Source organism: Micromonospora sp. NBC_00860, from assembly GCF_045207375.1.
In the GTDB taxonomy this organism is placed as follows: Bacteria; Actinomycetota; Actinomycetes; order Mycobacteriales; family Micromonosporaceae; genus Micromonospora; species Micromonospora vinacea.
The window spans coordinates 3,655,707-3,672,333 of the sequence record NZ_CP108825.1 but is presented as its reverse complement, the minus strand read 5'-3'; the positions used below and the strand labels follow the sequence as shown (position 1 = coordinate 3,672,333).

Genomic DNA, 16,627 nt, shown 5'->3' with positions numbered 1-16,627 from the left:
TGCAAAGCTGACTGCATGACACACGAATCCGCTCCTCAGGCGGACGGGCCTCGCGAGCTGTTGGCGGCCGTGCGCGACCTGACACGCCAGGTCCGTTCCGCCCAGCGCGGCACCTGGTTTCCACTGCTGGTCTTCGCGGTGATCACCCTGGTCGCGGTACCCGTCTACCGGTACGCCCCCTACCTCGACCTGTTCGACACCTGCCGATCCCGCCCGCAGCACACGGTCTGCATGGGGCCCAACCCCACGCAGCTCGGGTACTGGACGGTCGCGCTGGTGCTCGCCTACGCGGCGATCGCAGGCTTCTACGTCAGGCAGTCCCGACGGCGTGGCGTGGGCACCCCGATCCGCCCCTACGTCGTCGTCGGCGTCGCGTTGGCCGTTCTGATGGCAGCCGTGTCGATCTGGCTGACGTTCCACCCGCTCATCCCCGTCCCCGCCGACCCCTTCTCCACCGATCCGGTCGAGATCGAGGTCGGGCCGGCGGCGTGGCTCATCAACGGGCTGGCCAGCCCCCTAGCGGTCATCGCGTTGGCGCTGCTGGTGCTCGCGCGGGTCGAACACAACTGGGCGCTGCTGGCGTACAGCCTCGTCTATCTGGCGATCGTGATGGTGCAGGGCGGCCAGGTCATCCACTCGACCTCGCCGTGGTTCTTCCTGCCGTACCTGCTAGTCCCGGCGGCGCTGCTGCTGCTCGGCAGTGCCGCCTTCGCCATGACCCGGCCGACCACCGAGGTTGCGGGGCGATGACCGACCATCCCACCAACGGCCTCGACGACGTGGTCCACCAGCGCGTCCGACTGGGCATCCTGGCCATCGCGCACCAAGCCCGCCAGGTCGAGTTCGGCTTCCTACGCACCACCCTGCAGCTGACCGCAGGCAACCTCGGGCAGCACCTGACCGTCCTGGAGAAGGCCGAGCTGATCGAGATCGAGAAGGGCTACGAGGGCAAGCGCCCACGCACCTGGGTGACTCTCACCGCTGCCGGTCAGTCAGCCCTGCGCGACGAGATCGCCCACCTCAAGCAACTCATCCAGCAGGTCGAACAAGCGGAGACGGCATCGACCGCCCGTCCGTCCAGCGAACGAGATTCGTGATCCGGGAGACAGGGCCTAGCGGACCACCACGGTGATGGTGTGCTCACGGCCGTCCTTGGGGATCGTCACGGCGACGGTGCCGGCGCGGACGAAGCGGATGTCCACCACGCCCGCCTCGTACTGCTGGGAGACCAACTCCGGGCGGTCGACTGTGACGAGCCCCGGCCCGATGCCCTGGATGCGCAACACCGCACCGGTGGCGAAGCAGAGCGATTTCAGCAGCTCGATCTCGGTCTCGGCGAGCGGCAGGTCGTAGCGGACCGCGCCCTGACAGGCCGGCGTCGCGTCGGTCGGTGGGGGAGTCGTTCGGGGCGTACCCCGTGTTCTGGTGGGTGCGGGCGGTGCCGGGCGCGCGCTGGCCGGCGGCGGTCGGGACGGCGACCCGGTGGGCGCGGGGATCGGGAGGATCGCGGAGGGGGACGGCGGCGAGAGGGTCGGGGTCGAGAGGGTCGGGCCGGCCGGTTGGACGGGCAGGGGCGAGACGGCGTCGGCGCCGCAGGCGGCGACCCCCACGGTGGCCGCGAGGACGACGACCCGGCGGAACGACCTGCGGTTCATTCCGCGCCGAGCCGCTGCCGGACCTGGCGTCGGGCCAGGTGCAACCGGGACTTCACAGTGCCCAGCGGCACGTCGAGCAGGGCGGCGATCTCGGGGTAGCTCAGCCCCAGGACATCGCGAAGGGCGACCACCTCGGCGAGGTCGGGATGCACCGAGTCGAAGGCGTCGAGCAGGTCGAGGCGGGTGCCCGCGACCACGCTGGTCCGTCGGGGGTCGGCCTGGTCGGGCAGCGGCACGCCCTCGGCCTCCAGGCGGCAGCGGCGGCGCAGCGTGCGGTACGTGGAGCGGGCCCGGTTGGCGGTCAGCCGGTGCAGCCAGGTGCGGAACGAGGAGCGCCCCTCGAACCGGGTGATGCCGCCGGCCAGCGCCAGCAGGGTGTCCTGGCAGGCTTCTTCGGCGTCCTCCCGGCTGGGCAGGAATCGGGCGCACAGCCGCAGCACCTCCGGGCGCACCGCGACCAGCAGGGCGTTCAGCGCGGCCGGGTCGCCGTGCGCGGCGGACCGGGCCAGGGCGTCGATGTCGTCCGCGTCGGGCATGCCGGGTGTCCAATGCTCGCCGGTGCCGATCCCTGAGCGTACGACCGGTGCCGGCGCGGCGGCCCCGTACCGTCCGGCACCCGACGCGTAATTGGCGCGCTACTCGAAGCGGGACAGGTCCCCGGCGCCCCGGCGCAGGATCTCCGGCTCCGGCCCGGACAGGTCGATCACGGTCGTCGGCTCCTTGCCGCAGTCGCCGGCGTCGAGCACCGCGTCGAGTTGGTGGTCGAGCCGTTCCTTGATCTCCCAGCCCTGGGTCATCGGCTCCTCGTCGCCGGGCAGGACCAGCGTGCTGGACACCAGCGGCTCGGCCAACTCGGCCAGCAGCGCCTGGGTGACGGTGTGCCGGGGCACCCGCACGCCGACGGTCCGCTTCTTCGGGTGCAGCATCCGGCGGGGCACCTCCCGGGTGGCCGGCAGGATGAACGTGTAGCTGCCCGGGGTGGACGCCTTCACCAGGCGGAAGACCGAGTTGCTGATCTGGACGAACTGACCCAGCTGGGCGAAGTCGTGGCAGACCAGCGTGAAGTGGTGCCGATCGTCGAGGTGTCGGATCTGCCGTATCCGGTCCAGCCCGTCCTGGTTGCCCAGTTGGGTGCCGAGCGCGTAGCAGGAGTCCGTCGGGTAGGCGACCAGCCCACCGCCGCGGATCAGGTCGGCGACCTGCCCGATGACCCGGGTCTGTGGGTTCTCCGGGTGTACGTCGTAGTACCTCGCCATCCTCCGAGCCTAGGCGTACCCGGGGGCGATCAGGAGACGAGGGCCACCCTCGGCGCGGACGGTGGAGCCGCCGAGATCACCTCGGTAGGGTAGGTCCCGGTCGGCTCCGACCAACAAGATCCACACCGCCGGGGGGCGCCACGCATGGCTGATTCGTTCGCGCATCTGCACGTGCACACCGAGTACTCGATGCTCGACGGAGCGGCCCGACTGAAGGACCTGTTCGCCGAGGCCAAGCGGTTGGGCATGTCCGCTGTGGCGATCACCGACCACGGCAACATGCACGGCGCGAACGACTTCTACAACCAGGCGATGGCCGCCGGGATCACCCCGATCCTGGGCGTCGAGGCGTACGTGGCGCCGGAGTCGCGCTATCACAAGGCTCGGGTCAAGTGGGGTCGCCCGGAGCAGAAGAGCGACGACATCTCCGGTAACGGCGCGATCACCCACAAGACCATGTGGGCGAAGAACGCGCAGGGCCTGAAGAACCTCTTCACCCTCAACTCGCGCGCCTCCATGGAGGGGCACTACGTCAAGTGGCCCCGGATGGACATGGAGCTGATCGCCGAGCACGCCGAGGGGATCATGGCCACCACCGGCTGCCCGTCCGGCGCGGTGCAGACCCGGCTGCGGCTGGGCCAGTTCGACGAAGCCCTCAAGGTCGCCGCCAGCTACCAGGACATCTTCGGCAAGGACAACTACTTCCTGGAGATCATGGATCACGGCCTCTCCATCGAGAGCCGGGTCCGCGAGGGGCTCACCGAGATCGCCCGCAAGCTGGACATCCCGCCGGTGGTCACGAACGACTCCCACTACACCCACGAGGCGCAGGCCACCGCCCACGACGTGCTGCTCTGCGTACAGACCGGCAGCAACATCGACGACCCCAACCGGTTCCGGTTCGAGGGCGGCGGCTACTTCATCAAGAGCGCCGACCAGATGCGCGCTGTGGACTCGTCCGAGCTGTGGCAGGAGGGCTGCCGCAACACCCTGCTGGTGGCCGAGAAGGTCGACCCGAAGGGCATGTTCGAGTTCCACAACCTGATGCCGCGCTTCCCGGTGCCCGAGGGGGAGACCGAGGAGTCCTGGTTCCGTAAGGAGACCTTCGCCGGCCTGGCCCGCCGCTACCCGAGCGGCATCCCGGAGGGGCACGTCGTCCAGGCGGAGTACGAGCTGGGCGTCATCAACCAGATGGGCTTCCCGTCCTACTTCCTCGTGGTCGCCGACTTCATCCAGTGGGCGAAGAACCAGGGCATCGCCGTAGGCCCGGGCCGTGGTTCGGCCGCCGGGTCGCTCGTCGCGTACGCGCTGGGCATCACCGACCTGGACCCGATCCAGCACGGCCTGATCTTCGAGCGGTTCCTCAACCCCGAGCGGGTCTCGATGCCGGATGTCGACATCGACTTCGACGAGCGTCGGCGCGGCGAGGTGATCAAGTACGTCACCGACAAGTGGGGTGACGACAAGGTCGCCCAGATCGCCACCTTCGGCACGATCAAGGCGAAGGCCGCGATCAAGGACTCGGCCCGGGTGCTCGGCTTCCCGTACGCGGTCGGCGACCGGATCACCAAGGCGATGCCACCGGCGGTGATGGGCAAGGACATTCCCCTCACCGGCATCTTCGACAACAAGCACCCCCGCTACGCCGAGGCGGGCGAGATCCGCGGCCTGTACGACTCCGACCCGGACGTCCGCAAGGTGATCGACACGGCAAAGGGCATCGAGGGGCTGATCCGGCAGACCGGTGTGCACGCCGCCGGCGTCATCATGTCCGCCGAGCCGATCATCGAGCACATCCCGTTGATGCGCCGCGACGCCGACGGAGCGATCATCACGCAGTTCGACTACCCGACCTGCGAGTCGCTCGGGCTGCTGAAGATGGACTTCCTCGGCCTGCGCAACCTGACGATCATCGACGACGCGGTCAAGAACATCGAACTGAACCACGGCCTCAAGCTCGATCTGCTGGGCCTGCCGCTGGACGACAAGGCCGCGTACGAGCTGCTGGCCCGCGGTGACACCCTGGGCGTGTTCCAGCTCGACGGTGGGCCGATGCGGTCACTGCTGCGGTTGATGAAGCCTGACAACTTCGAGGACATCTCCGCCGTCCTGGCCCTGTACCGACCCGGCCCGATGGGCGTCGACTCGCACACCAACTACGCGCTGCGCAAGAACGGCCTCCAGGAGATCACGCCGATCCACCCGGAGCTGGAGGAGCCGCTGCGGGAGATCCTGGCGCCCACCCACGGCCTGATCGTCTACCAGGAGCAGGTGCAGCGCGCCGCGCAGATCCTCGCCGGCTACACCCTCGGTCAGGCGGACCTGCTGCGCCGGGCCATGGGTAAGAAGAAGAAGGAGATCCTCGACAAGGAGTTCATCCCGTTCCGGGACGGCTGCCGCGAGCGCGGCTACTCCGACGAGGCGATCCAGGCCGTGTGGGACGTCCTGGTGCCGTTCGCCGGGTACGCCTTCAACAAAGCGCACTCCGCGGCGTACGGCCTGGTCTCCTACTGGACCGCGTACCTGAAGGCGCACTACCCGGCCGAGTACATGGCCGGGTTGCTGACCAGCGTCGGCGACGACAAGGACAAGATGGCGCTCTACCTGGCCGAGTGTCGCCGGATGCGCATCCAGGTGCTGCCGCCGGACGTGAACACCTCGGCCGGGCCGTTCACCCCGGTCGGCAAGGACATCCGCTTCGGCCTGGCCGCCGTGCGTAACGTCGGCGCGAACGTGGTCGCCTCGATCATGCGCTGCCGGGAGGAGAAGGGCGAGTACGCCGACTTCTACGACTTCCTCTCCAAGGTGGACGCGGTGGTCTGCAACAAGAAGACCATCGAATCGCTGATCAAGGCGGGCGCGTTCGACTCCCTCGACCACCCCCGCAAGGGCCTGCTCGCTGTGCACGCCGACGCGATCGACGCGTACGCCGACGTCAAGCGCAAGGAGGCCGTCGGCCAGTACGACCTGTTCGGCGCCGGCTTCGGTGACGCCGACACCGGCAGCACCACTGTGATGCCGACCATCGGCGACAGTGAGTGGGACAAGCGCGACAAGCTGGCCTTTGAGCGGGAGATGCTCGGCCTGTACGTCTCCGACCACCCGCTGTTCGGCCTGGAGCACATCCTCAACGCGGCAGCCGACACCACCATCGCCTCGCTGGCCGAGGAGGGCGCGGTGCCCGACGGGGCGGTCGTCACCCTCGCCGGCATCCTCTCCGGGGTGCAACGCCGGGTCACCAAGCAGGGCCGGGCCTGGGCATCGGCCACCCTGGAGGACCTGGCCGGTGGGGTGGAGACACTGTTCTTCCCGAACACCTACGAGGTGATCGGGCAGTACATCGCCGAGGACGCCATCGTGGTGGTCAAGGGTCGGGTGGACCGCCGCGACGACACCCCACGGATCATGGCGATGGACATGTCCATGCCGGACGTCAGCACCAGCGCCACCAACAAGCCGGTCACCCTCACCATCCCGGTGCACCGCTGCACACCACCGCTGGTGGAGAAACTCAAGGAGACCCTTGTGCTGCACCCCGGCGACACCGAGGTGCACGTCAAACTCCAGAACGGCGGGCGCACCACCACCCTGCGGCTGGGTCCGTTCCGGGTGGCGGCGACGACCGCGCTGATGGGTGACCTGAAGAGCGTCCTCGGCCCGGCCAACGTGAGCTGAGCGGGCCTCGGTCCGGCCGGCGTGCGCCGGCCGGACCGCCAGGCTCAGCCCCGCTCGGGGGCGCTGATCTCCCGCAGCTGGCCGTCGGCCAGCCGCAACCAGCGCTGCACGCCGATCTCGGCGAGGAACCGTTCGTCGTGGCTGACCACCACGAACGCCCCCTGGTACGCCGACAGCGCGCTCTCCAACTGACCCACGCTGACGAGGTCCAGGTTGTTCGTCGGCTCGTCGAGCAGCAGCAGTTGCGGCGCCGGTTCGGCGCAGAGCACACACGCCAGGGTGGCGCGCAGCCGTTCACCGCCGGAGAGCACCCCGACGGGCAGGTTCACCCGGGCGCCCCGGAACAGGAACCGGGCCAGCAGGTTCATCCGCTTGGCGTCCGGCAGGTTCGGCGCGTACGCGGCGAAGTTCTCCGCGACCGTGCTGTCGAGGTCCAGCAGGTCCAGCCGTTGCGACAGGTACGCGATCCGCCCGTCGCCGCGCTTCAGCTCACCGCCGGACGGTTGCAGGTCACCCTGGACCAGGCGCAGCAGGGTCGACTTGCCGACGCCGTTCGCCCCGGTGAGCGCGATCCGTTCCGGACCCCGGATCACCAGGTCGGCGCCGTCGCCGCCGAACAGCTCCCGGTCGTCGAAGCGGGCCCGCATCCCGTGGCCGGAGAAGACGGTGCGCCCGCCCGGAACTGTGGTGTCCGGCAGGTCAACGACGATCCGGTCCTCGTCGCGTACCGCCCGGCCGGCCTCGTCGAGTCGAGCCTTGGCCTGACCGAGCCGGGACGAGTGGGTTTCCTGCGCCCTGCCCGCCGACTCCTGCGCGCTGCGCTTCAACCCGCCGGCGACGATCCGGGCCAGGCCGGCGTTCTTCAGGTTCTTCGAGGCGTTGCTGGCCCGCCGGTCGGCCCGCTCCCGGGCCTGCTGCATCTCCCGCTTCTCCCGCTTGACCTCCTGCTCGGCGTTGCGCAGGTTGCTCTCGGCCACCTCCCGCGCCGCCTGCACCGCCTCGGTGTACGCGGTGAAGTTGCCCCCGTACCAGCGGATCTCGCCCTGGTCCAGCTCGGCGATGCGGTCCATCCGGTCCAGTAGTTCCCGGTCGTGGCTGACCAGCAGCAGGCACCCGGACCAGTCGGTCAGCACGTCGTAGAGCTTGTGCCGGGCCTCCAGGTCCAGGTTGTTCGTCGGCTCGTCGAGCAGCAGCACGTCCGGGCGGCGCAGCAGTTGGGCCGCCAGACCGAGGGAGACCACCTGGCCTCCGCTGAGGGTGTGCAGCCGCCGGTCGAGTTCCAGGTCACCGAGGCCGAGCCGGTCCAGTTCGGCGCGGGTGCGTTCCTCGATGTCCCAGTCGTCTCCGATGGTGGCGAAGTGCTCCTCGCTGGCATCGCCGGTCTCGATGGCGTGCAACGCCGCGATTCGCTCGGCCACGCCCAGCACCTGCGCCACGCTCAGGTCGCCGACCAGCGGCAGCGTCTGCGGAAGGTAGCCGAGCACCCCGTCGACGGTGACGCTGCCGCCGCTGGGCCGCAGCTCCCCGGCGATCAGCCGCAGCAGGGTGCTCTTGCCGGCGCCGTTGGGCGCGACCAGGCCGGTGCGACCGCCCGGCACGGTGAAGGACAGCTCCGAGAAGACCGGGGTGTCGTCCGGCCAGGAGAAGGACAGATTCGAGCAGACGATGAAAGCATCAGACATGCGAGTGACCTCAAAGGGTGGGGTGGGCGCGCCTCAGCCGCCCGACGACAACGGGAACCGGTGGAACGACGTCATGGCCACGGCGGCTGCGCCTACGCGCGCCGAACCGATGGCCGAACATGTCCGGTCTCACCCGGAGATGTCGTCGTCACCCGCCATGTCTGGTCTCCCTGGTCGTACCGCCAACCCAACTCCGCCGAGTCTAACAACGGATCTTCGCCCCGCCACCGGGTTCCTGATCAGATGGCGCTCCGCCGTGCGGAACAGCCACGCCCGGCGCTACGGAAGCGCGCATCGTCGAGATCCGCGCAACATCAGGGTTGTTGCTGTCTCGCGCGCGTCGGAGGCAGCAAAAACAGGGAAACTGCTCGGATCTTGACGATGAGCGCGGGGCGTGGGGCGCGTCAGCGGGGGCGGTACTCGACCTCGGGGCGGCCGGGGGTGCCGTAACGGGGGGTGCGGGCGGCCCGGTCGACAGTCACCAGGTACTCCAGGTAGCGGCGGGCGGTCACCCGGGAGATGCCGGTCAGCGCGCTCACCTCGGTCGCGGACAGTCCGACCTCCGGGCGGGAGCCGTCGGTGAGCGCGGCGCGTACCCGATCGAGGGTTTGCGCGTCGAGCCCCTTGGGCAGGCTGTGCCCGGCGGTGCCGCGCAGGGTGGCGAACATCTGGTCGACCTCGTGCTGGGCGGCGACCTCGCCGTCGGCGAGCGCCTGGGCGCGGTAGTCGGCGTACCGCTCCAGCTTGTCGCGGAACGCGGCGAACGTGAACGGCTTGAGCAGGTAGTGGGTCACCCCGAGGGATACGGCGGTGCGTACCACCGCCAGGTCCCGCGCGGAGGTCACCGCGAGCACGTCGACGCTGCTGCCGGCCGCGCGCAGCGCCCGGCAGACGTCCAGGCCGTGCAGGTCGGGCAGCCGAAAATCAAGGAGTACGAGGTCCACGTCGCCGCCGTCGTTGGCGCGCAGGGCCGCCATCGCCGCCCGCGCGGTGTGCGCCATCCCGACCACCACGAAACCGGGAACCCGTTCGGTGTACGCGCTGTGCGCCTCGGCCAGCAGCGGCTCGTCCTCGACGACCAGCACCCGGATGTCGCTCATCGGCGTGCCCCGACGACCGGTAGTCGGACGGTGAACAGGCTGCCGCCGTCGTCCGAGCGACAGACCTCGGCGTTACCGCCGTGCCGGCGCACCACCTGCCCGACCAGTGCCAGGCCGAGGCCGCGGCCGGTGCTCTTGGTGGACCAGCCGCGCCGGAACGCGTCGGCGACCCGCTCCGGTGCCAGCCCGGGGCCGCTGTCGGCGACCCGGACCACCAGTTCGTCGTCGGCCGTACCGACGAAGACCCGCACCCGGCGCGGCGGCGGCGTGCCGGCGACCGCCTCCAGGGCGTTGTCGACCAGGTTGCCGACCACTGTGAGCAGGTCACCGGTGGGCAGTGGGCTGTCGTCGAGGCGGCAGTCCGGCTCGATGACCAGGTCCACCCCGCGCTCGCCGGCCTGTGCGGACTTGCCGAGCAGCAGGGCGGCCAACGCCGGCTCGGTCACCGCGCCGACCACCCGGTCGGTCAGTTGCTGGGCGAGGGCCAGGTCCCGGGTGCCGAGCCGGACGGCGTCGTCGGCGCGGCCCAGCTCCACCAGGGTCAGCACTGTGTGCAGCCGGTTGGCCGACTCGTGGGTCTGCGCCTGCAACGCCTCGGTCAGCGCCCGCACCGAATCCAGCTCGCTGGCCAGCGTGCGCAACTCGGTCTGGTCGCGCAGGGTCAGCACGGTGCCGAGCACCGCGCCCTCGAAGCGGGTGGTCCGCTGGTTGGCGACGAGCACCCGGTCACCGGCGAGGATCGGCTCGTCACGGGCGTCACGCCCGGAGTCGAGCAGCTCGGCCACCGCGGGCGGCAGGTCGATCCCGGCCACCGGCTGGTCGATCACCGGCGCGTCCGCGTCGAGCCCCAACAGCCGGCGGCCCTCGTCGTTGACGAGCGCCACCCGACGATCGGTGGTCAGCACGACGAGCCCTTCGCGCACCGAGTGCAGAACGGCGTCGTAGTACTCGTACATCCGGGTCATCTGCGCCGGCCCCAGGCCGTGCGTCTGGCGACGGAGCCGGCGGCTGAGCAGCCAGGAGCCCATCGCGGCGAGCGCCAGAGCCGGCGCGGCCACACCGAAGAGCACCGGCAACTGGCCGAGCAACTTACGGTCGATCGCACGGGTGGTGATGCCCACCGAGACCAGACCGACGAGGCGCCGCTGCTCGTCGTACACCGGAACGACAGCGCGCACCGACTCGCCGAGCGTGCCGACGTTTGTGGTGGTGAACGGGCGGCCGGCCAGCGCCGGCCCGATCTCGCCGACGAACGGCTCGCCGATCCGTTCCCGGGTGGGGTGCGAGAAACGGGTGCGGTCGGGGGCCATCACCACCACGAAGTCGATGCCCGTGGCCTTCCGGATCGATTCGGCGTACGGCTGGAGGACCCTCGCGGGGTCGGTGGTGGCGAGGGCCGCGCGGACGTCGGGGGAGCCGGCCACGGTCTGCGCCACCGCGAGCACCTCCTCCTGCGCGGCCTGACGCGCGTCGCTGCGGGCCAGCCAGACGGCGCCCGCCGCGCCGGCCAGCACGAGCAGCGTCACCACCATCGCCTGGAGGGCGAAGAGTTGCCCCGCGATGCTCCACTGGCGTCGGGCCACCTCCACCACCTCCTTGTCACGCCACCGTTGACGCCGTCGCGGTGAACAGAATGACCGCAAGGCTGTCAACGGGTGAGACGCGCTTCACATTGTCGACATGGACACCACCGCACCCGACACCACCCCGGCACCGGCGGTCCGCCGGGACCGTACCCGTTTCCTGTATCTGGCCGTCATCGTGGCCGTGGTCGCAGGCATCGTGGTCGGCCTGGTCGCCCCCGATTTCGGCAAGGAACTCAAGCCGATCGGCACCGGCTTCGTCAACCTGATCAAGATGATGATCAGCCCGGTCATCTTCTGCACCATCGTGCTCGGCGTCGGCTCCGTCCGGCAGGCCGCGAAGGTCGGCAAGGTCGGCGGCCTGGCCCTCGGCTACTTCCTGACCATGTCGACTGTCGCGCTCGCCATCGGCCTGGTCGTCGGCAACCTCATCCACCCCGGCTCCGGCCTGAACCTCGGCCCGGAGCTCGCCGGCTCCGGCAAGGCCGCCGCCGGTGACGAGGCCGCCGGTACGGCGGACTTCCTGCTCGGGATCATCCCGACGACGCTGCTCTCCTCGCTGACCGAGGGCAAGGTGCTCCAGACGCTGCTGGTCGCCCTGCTTGTCGGCTTCGCCGTCCAGGCCATGGGCCGGCGGGGTGAGCCGGTTCTCAGCGCGATCACCGTCATCCAGCGGGTCGTCTTCAAGGTCCTCGCCATGATCATGTGGCTGGCGCCGATCGGCGCGTTCGGCGCGATGGCCGCCGTGGTCGGCGCGACCGGCGTGGACGCCCTCAAGAGCCTCGCCCAGATCATGGTGGGCTTCTACGCCACCTGTCTGATCTTCGTGCTGGTCTTCCTGGGCGCGCTGCTGTGGTTCGTGGCCCGGGTCTCGATCTTCTCGCTGCTGCGTTACCTGGGCCGGGAGTTCCTGCTGATCCTGTCCACCTCGTCGTCGGAGTCGGCGCTGCCGCGGTTGATCGCCAAGATGGAGCACTTCGGCGTGAGCAGGCCGGTCGTCGGCATCACGGTGCCAACCGGCTACTCGTTCAACCTGGACGGTACGGCGATCTACCTGACCATGGCGTCGCTGTTCATCGCCGACGCGCTGGGCAAACCGCTGGCCATCGGCGAGCAGATCTCGCTGCTGCTGTTCATGATCATCGCCTCGAAGGGCGCCGCCGGGGTCACCGGCGCGGGGCTGGCCACGCTGGCCGGCGGCCTCCAGTCACACCGGCCGGACCTCGTCGACGGGGTCGGGCTGATCGTCGGCATCGACCGGTTCATGTCGGAGGCCCGGGCGCTGACCAACTTCGCCGGCAACGCGGTGGCGACAGTACTGGTGGGGACCTGGACCGGAGAGTTCGACAGGGATCGGGCGGCTGCGGTGCTGAGCGGCAACGACCCGTTCGACGAGGCCACCATGGTCGACGAGCACGACGACGACGAGGCGGCGACGCCGCGCGCAGACGAGAAGGAGGCCGCGCCGGCCGGAGTGCCGGCCTGATCCGCGGCGTGGCCGGGGTCGCGGCGGCCGGGTGCCGCCGCGACCCTCGACCGCGAGGTGTCAGCGTCGGCGTGCACGCCACATCGTGTGTTCCCTGGAGATCGCCGTTTCGGTGTCATTCACGAACCGCGACAACTCGGCTTCCGAGCTGATCCGGGTGGCGAGGGACCCGATGGCGGCAAGCTCCTGACTTGCCAGGGCATAGGCGGTGGCCACCCCGGAGTGTTGCCGCGTCTGCGTCCACGCCGCGCCGGCCGCGACCGCCGCGGCGGCCACTCCGAGCAGGTCGAGGTCGGTCAGCCCGGCAGCCCTCGACACGGCCAGGGTCACCCCGGCTATCTCCAGCACGAGCATGCCGACCGACCAGCGGGTCGCCCGCGCCCGATTCGACAGCGATCGCTCGGCGTACCAGGCTCGCTGGGCCTCCAGGCGGCCGGTCAGGTACGCGGCGCGGCGGTCCGCAAGGGAGGCCGCCCGTAGTTTCCGCATTCCTTCCGTGATTTGTTGCCCGGCCACCGCTGGGGCGGCCAACCCGGCGGCCGACATGTCCCGGGTCAGACCCAACAGCCGGTTGGTGAATTCCTCGACGCTTTCCAACTCGCTCCGCGATCGGGGAAAAGGATCCGCCGCCATGGTGAATCGCCACGTGAGCGACTTGATGGATTCGGAGAGGGCTCTGCCGACGTACCACCGTTCGTCGGGGCGATTGGTAAGGAGGAAGACCTCGACGATCGAGGTGGCGGCGAAGGCGCCCGCCGCGAGCGCCGGGCCCAGGGCAAAATTGTCGAGCTTCCAGGTGGCGACCCCCGCGACGGCGGCCACCAGGAGCAAAGACAGCCGCAGCGCGATCAGGGTTGCGTACACGTGTTGGCCGCGTTGCGACTCGTAGGACACGGCGCGCTGAAACGGGGGAAGATCCTCGGCCTTCAGCATGTCGTTGACCTCTCGACAGAACGTCCAGGGTGTCGGCGGGGTGAGCAGTCGGTACGCAGGCTGTGTAGACAGTAGACGCCCCCGTCCACCCCAACCGCCCGCAACGACCCCCACCCCACCCCCACCCCGGCCGGCGATGATCAAGAGGTTTGCGTCACGACACGCCGCGGCGGATGACGCAAAGATCTTGATCATCCGTGGGCGCGGTGGGGCGCCCGGGGCTACGGCGTGGTGGTCTTGTCGCAGGGGGTGCCGATGCCGACGTTGACGCGGTCGGTTTGGCCGTTCGACGTCACGATCAGTGGTACGCAGGCGGCCCGCGCGACCCAAGTGCCGCCGACGAAGGCCATCCACTGGGCCTGCCCACCCTCAGGCGTGCAGGCGTGCACCGTGGCGGTCGCCCCGGGGATGCCGGTGCGGCCCCATCCGAGCCGGGCCTTGTCCTGCCAGCCCGGTGCCACCCGCAGGTCGACGACGCGGCCGGCGCGGACGACGAGCCCCCATTTGGCGAACAGTCGCGCCGCCGGATCGGCCTCCCCGGATGTCTCTGCCGACAGCACGGGGGCGTCGGGCACCGCCACGTCTTTCCCCACCAACCGGTAGCCCGCCGGCGGTGCCGGCAGCGTGTCGACCGATGGCGTGCAGGGCGGCACCCCAACGCTGGCGCCCGTCGACGGCGCCGCGCTGTTGGCCGGCGGCGTGGTGCGCTGGCGCGAGTCACCTGCCGACGTGCAGGCGGACAGGACCAACGCCAGGCACAGGAAGCCACACCAGGCCGTGGCGCGGCCGGTCCGGCGTTCTGCGGAATTCGAATTCATTCGATATTCATAGCAGGTTACCGATATACGCGTTGGTAACATCGCGGTGGGCGACAGTGCTCGTGCCGATAGTGGAGTTATGTCTAAATGAACGATCGGTAAGCAGTCGATCTTGCGTGTGACAAATCCAACTGTCGCTTTTCCAGCGGCCACAGAAATTGGGCGCGTAAAGCTCGGCGGGTACCTTCCTGTCGTGCCAGACGCCTCTCGACAGTTGATTGCCGATCGCTATCGGCTGGTCCGTCCGCTCGGTCAGGGCGGGATGGGCCGCGTGTGGCAGGCCCGCGACGAGATGCTCCAGCGCGACGTCGCCATAAAGGAGTTGGTGGCACCGCCCGGCCTGCGCGACGACGAACGCCGGGAGATGCGCGAACGGTCCATGCGCGAGGCGCGGGCCGTCGCCCGCCTGGGCCACCCCAATGTGGTACGCGTCTTCGACGTGCTGCACGCGGGCGGCGACCCCTGGATCGTGATGGAGCTTGTGCCGTCCCGGTCCCTGCATCAGGTGCTCGAAGCCGAGGGGTCGATGCCGGCGGACCGCGCTGCACGGATCGGGCTGGGCATCCTGGGTGCGCTGCGCGCCGCACACCAGGCCGGCGTGCTGCACCGGGACGTCAAGCCGGCCAACGTGCTGCTCGGCGACGACGGCAGAGTGGTGCTTACCGACTTCGGTCTGGCCACCCTCCCCGGCGACCCACGGATGACGCAGACCGGGATGGTGCTCGGCTCGCCGGCGTTCCTCGCGCCCGAGCGGGCCACCGACGGCGACGTGGGGCCGGCGGCCGACCTGTGGTCGCTCGGCGCCACCCTCTACGCGGCGGTCGAGGGACGTACCCCGTACCACCGCTCGTCTCCGATCGCCACGCTGGCAGCCCTCGCCACCGAGCCGCCACCGCCGGCGCGACGAGCCGGTCGGCTGACCCCGCTCCTGGAAGGACTGCTGCGCCGCGAGCCGGATCAGCGGATCAGCGCCGATGAGGCGGATCGTCTCCTGCGGCAGGCCGCCACCCCGGACGTGCCAGCCGCCGAGGTGAGCACCACAGACGGCGGGCCGCTAACCCGGCTCACCGCCACGACGGCCACCGCCCCCGCCGGCGACGGGCCCCGTCCGACGATCGTGCCCGAGTTCGTCACCGCCGAGCCCGGTCCGCCCACGTCGCCGACTGTCCCCACGTCGCCGACTGTCCCCGCCGGGCCGGCGTCCGGGGCGGGCCGCAAGCGTCGGGCTCGTCTGATCGGGTCGATCGGGGCCGCCGCGCTGCTCGTCGTCCTGCTGGCGACCACGTCCCTGCTTGAAGGCGGGCTGTTCGGTGGCGCGGGTGACGGCGGAGTGGCGGCGCCGGCAGTGAACCCGTCGCCGATAGCCGAGACGCCGGTGTCCAGGGTGCTGCCACCGGCGCCCGCGGGCTGGCGCTACTACCGTGACGATCCCCGCTTCCTCGTACCGGTGCCGGACGGCTGGCAGGCGCGGCGCGACGGTGAGCGCGCCGCGTTCCGCGAGCCGGACGGCAGTCGCGTGCTCGTCGTCGACGAGCTTCGGTCCATCCCAGCGGACCTGGTCACCGAGTTGCGGGAGCGAGAGGGTGCGCAGCGCGGGCAGTACGCCGACTACCGGCAGGTCCGCCTCGACGCGCTGCGCTACCAGCTGCGGGCCGCCGAATGGGAGTGGACGTACACCGACGAGGACGGCACGCCGATGCACATGCTGAGCCGTGCCTTCGTCGGCCACAACGGGCACGCGTACTCGATCGACTGGACCACCTCCGCCGCCGAATGGTCCGCGAGCGCCGCCGTCTTCGCGCTGATCGCTGATGGTTTCCAGGGCCTGCCGGTCGTGGGTGTCCCGCCGTCCCGACCCGCTGGACCGCCATCATCAGCGAGCGCGGGGCCGCCGTCGCCCGGGACGGGCAGCGGCACGACGATCGGCCCGGGAAATGCGACGCAGCAGCCGGCTGCCCCGCCGCCGCCGTCCCCCACGCAGGGCGGCACGCCCGCCGGCAAGCAGATCTCCAGCTTCGCCAGTGACCGCTGCATCGACATCCCGGACGGCAACGCTGTCGCCGGCGCGCGGCTGCAGATCTGGGACTGTCGGCGGACCGCGAAGCAGCTGTGGACCTTCCCGGCGGATGGCACGGTCCGTTCGATGGGCAAGTGCCTGGATGTCGCCGGCCACTCCACCGAGGACGGTGCTGCCGTCCAACTGGCCGACTGTTCCGGCGCGGCATCGCAGAGGTTCACCCTCAACAAGGCGTACGACCTGGTGAACACCAGGGCGGACAGGTGCGTCGACGTGCTCGACTCGAACCCGAACAACGGCGCCCGGCTGCAGATCTGGCCGTGCAACGGCAACGCCAACCAGAAGTGGCGGGCCAACTGAGCGCTGACGGCAGGGGCTGCGGTGGTTACGGTCGTGGATGCCGAGGTTTCCCGACCGTTCGA

Annotated in this window: 13 protein-coding genes; 5 read left to right on the top strand and 8 right to left on the bottom strand. The window is 70.3% G+C overall.

Translation table 11 applies throughout. The annotated features are described in order from the left end of the window. The first annotated feature begins 15 nt into the window (after nucleotides 1–15). The gene (locus tag OH804_RS16790; protein ID WP_406066301.1) at nucleotides 16–750 is read left to right on the top strand and encodes a hypothetical protein; all 735 of its coding nucleotides are present in this window, start codon (nucleotides 16–18) and stop codon (nucleotides 748–750) included. Next, a complete protein-coding gene (locus OH804_RS16785; protein WP_406066299.1) occupies nucleotides 747–1,097 on the top strand; it encodes a winged helix-turn-helix domain-containing protein in 351 nt (116 codons plus the stop codon). Before OH804_RS16790 ends, OH804_RS16785 begins: the two co-directional genes overlap by 4 nt. Nucleotides 1,098–1,112: 15 nt before the next feature. On the opposite strand, the gene OH804_RS16780 is transcribed toward OH804_RS16785, so the two are convergent. The 3 genes from OH804_RS16780 to OH804_RS16770 all read right to left on the bottom strand — a co-directional run bounded on the left by OH804_RS16780 (nucleotide 1,113) and on the right by OH804_RS16770 (nucleotide 2,911). Beyond that, the gene (locus OH804_RS16780) at nucleotides 1,113–1,655 is read right to left on the bottom strand and encodes a hypothetical protein (RefSeq protein ID WP_406066297.1); all 543 of its coding nucleotides are present in this window, start codon (nucleotides 1,653–1,655) and stop codon (nucleotides 1,113–1,115) included. Next, a complete protein-coding gene (locus OH804_RS16775; RefSeq protein WP_328655128.1) occupies nucleotides 1,652–2,191 on the bottom strand; it encodes an RNA polymerase sigma factor in 540 nt (179 codons plus the stop codon). The genes OH804_RS16780 and OH804_RS16775 overlap by 4 nt, the downstream gene beginning before the upstream one ends. 99 nt (nucleotides 2,192–2,290) lie before the next feature. Further along, complete coding sequence (locus OH804_RS16770; RefSeq protein WP_406066295.1) at nucleotides 2,291–2,911, bottom strand: L-threonylcarbamoyladenylate synthase; 621 nt, start codon at nucleotides 2,909–2,911, stop codon at nucleotides 2,291–2,293. A gap of 144 nt (nucleotides 2,912–3,055) precedes the next feature. On the opposite strand from OH804_RS16770, the gene dnaE reads away from it, so the two are divergent. After that, the gene (gene dnaE / locus OH804_RS16765) at nucleotides 3,056–6,586 is read left to right on the top strand and encodes a DNA polymerase III subunit alpha (protein WP_406066293.1); all 3,531 of its coding nucleotides are present in this window, start codon (nucleotides 3,056–3,058) and stop codon (nucleotides 6,584–6,586) included. Nucleotides 6,587–6,630: 44 nt separating this feature from the next. Here dnaE and abc-f read toward each other — a convergent pair whose 3' ends face one another. From abc-f to OH804_RS16750, 3 genes are all read right to left on the bottom strand, one after another. After that, nucleotides 6,631–8,268: a ribosomal protection-like ABC-F family protein gene (abc-f, locus tag OH804_RS16760; RefSeq protein WP_406066291.1), complete on the bottom strand. Its 1,638-nt coding sequence runs from the start codon at nucleotides 8,266–8,268 to the stop codon at nucleotides 6,631–6,633. Between the two features lie 404 nt (nucleotides 8,269–8,672). After that, entirely contained in the window at nucleotides 8,673–9,368 is a 696-nt protein-coding gene (locus OH804_RS16755; protein ID WP_406066289.1) for a response regulator, read from the bottom strand. Continuing rightward, a complete protein-coding gene (locus OH804_RS16750; RefSeq protein WP_196922258.1) occupies nucleotides 9,365–10,951 on the bottom strand; it encodes a sensor histidine kinase in 1,587 nt (528 codons plus the stop codon). Before OH804_RS16750 ends, OH804_RS16755 begins: the two co-directional genes overlap by 4 nt. A gap of 97 nt (nucleotides 10,952–11,048) precedes the next feature. On the opposite strand from OH804_RS16750, the gene OH804_RS16745 reads away from it, so the two are divergent. Continuing rightward, a complete protein-coding gene (locus tag OH804_RS16745) occupies nucleotides 11,049–12,437 on the top strand; it encodes a cation:dicarboxylate symporter family transporter (protein ID WP_406066286.1) in 1,389 nt (462 codons plus the stop codon). 60 nt (nucleotides 12,438–12,497) lie between these two features. Here OH804_RS16745 and OH804_RS16740 read toward each other — a convergent pair whose 3' ends face one another. Further along, nucleotides 12,498–13,370 carry a DUF4231 domain-containing protein gene (locus OH804_RS16740; protein ID WP_196922260.1) on the bottom strand — a complete coding sequence of 291 codons (873 nt, stop codon included), beginning with the start codon at nucleotides 13,368–13,370 and terminating at the stop codon, nucleotides 12,498–12,500. Nucleotides 13,371–13,591: 221 nt separating this feature from the next. After that, the gene (locus tag OH804_RS16735; protein WP_406066284.1) at nucleotides 13,592–14,188 is read right to left on the bottom strand and encodes a hypothetical protein; all 597 of its coding nucleotides are present in this window, start codon (nucleotides 14,186–14,188) and stop codon (nucleotides 13,592–13,594) included. Nucleotides 14,189–14,450: 262 nt separating this feature from the next. Between OH804_RS16735 and OH804_RS16730 the strand changes: the two genes are divergently transcribed. After that, on the top strand, nucleotides 14,451–16,565 hold the full coding sequence (locus tag OH804_RS16730; protein WP_406066567.1) for a protein kinase domain-containing protein: 2,115 nt from the start codon (nucleotides 14,451–14,453) through the stop codon (nucleotides 16,563–16,565). Nucleotides 16,566–16,627: the final 62 nt, after the last annotated feature.

Coding starts and splice junctions, on each gene's coding strand:
- OH804_RS16790 (WP_406066301.1), top strand. CDS start 16: ATGACACACGAATCCGCTCCTCAGGCGGACGGGCCTCGCGAGCTGTTG.
- OH804_RS16785 (WP_406066299.1), top strand. CDS start 747: ATGACCGACCATCCCACCAACGGCCTCGACGACGTGGTCCACCAGCGC.
- OH804_RS16780 (WP_406066297.1), bottom strand. CDS start 1,655: ATGAACCGCAGGTCGTTCCGCCGGGTCGTCGTCCTCGCGGCCACCGTG.
- OH804_RS16775 (WP_328655128.1), bottom strand. CDS start 2,191: ATGCCCGACGCGGACGACATCGACGCCCTGGCCCGGTCCGCCGCGCAC.
- OH804_RS16770 (WP_406066295.1), bottom strand. CDS start 2,911: ATGGCGAGGTACTACGACGTACACCCGGAGAACCCACAGACCCGGGTC.
- dnaE (WP_406066293.1), top strand. CDS start 3,056: ATGGCTGATTCGTTCGCGCATCTGCACGTGCACACCGAGTACTCGATG.
- abc-f (WP_406066291.1), bottom strand. CDS start 8,268: ATGTCTGATGCTTTCATCGTCTGCTCGAATCTGTCCTTCTCCTGGCCG.
- OH804_RS16755 (WP_406066289.1), bottom strand. CDS start 9,368: ATGAGCGACATCCGGGTGCTGGTCGTCGAGGACGAGCCGCTGCTGGCC.
- OH804_RS16745 (WP_406066286.1), top strand. CDS start 11,049: ATGGACACCACCGCACCCGACACCACCCCGGCACCGGCGGTCCGCCGG.
- OH804_RS16740 (WP_196922260.1), bottom strand. CDS start 13,370: ATGCTGAAGGCCGAGGATCTTCCCCCGTTTCAGCGCGCCGTGTCCTAC.
- OH804_RS16735 (WP_406066284.1), bottom strand. CDS start 14,188: ATGAATTCGAATTCCGCAGAACGCCGGACCGGCCGCGCCACGGCCTGG.
- OH804_RS16730 (WP_406066567.1), top strand. CDS start 14,451: ATGGGCCGCGTGTGGCAGGCCCGCGACGAGATGCTCCAGCGCGACGTC.